1 protein-coding gene is annotated in these 235 nt (G+C 63.4%); it reads left to right on the top strand.

The annotated features are described in order from the left end of the window. Positions 1-235: cbb3-type cytochrome c oxidase subunit I (locus N864_RS23285; protein WP_034723464.1), on the top strand; the 235-nt coding region annotated here is incomplete at both ends.

Consider the following 235-nt stretch of genomic DNA (forward strand, 5'->3'; position numbering starts at 1 on the left):
TCCTCGGTGCCGTCAACTTCATCACGACGATCATCTGCATGCGCGCCCCCGGCATGACGATGTTCCGGATGCCGGTCTTCACCTGGACCGTGCTGGTGACCTCGATCCTCGTGCTCATCGTCTTCCCGGTTCTCGCCGCGGCGCTCTTCGCGCTCGGCGGAGACCGTCGGTTCGGGATGGAGATCTTCACCCCGGAGAACAACGGGGCGATGCTCTGGCAGCACCTCTTCTGGTT

Origin of the sequence: Intrasporangium chromatireducens Q5-1 (assembly GCF_000576575.1) — a bacterium.
In the GTDB taxonomy this organism is placed as follows: Bacteria; Actinomycetota; Actinomycetes; order Actinomycetales; family Dermatophilaceae; genus Intrasporangium_A; species Intrasporangium_A chromatireducens.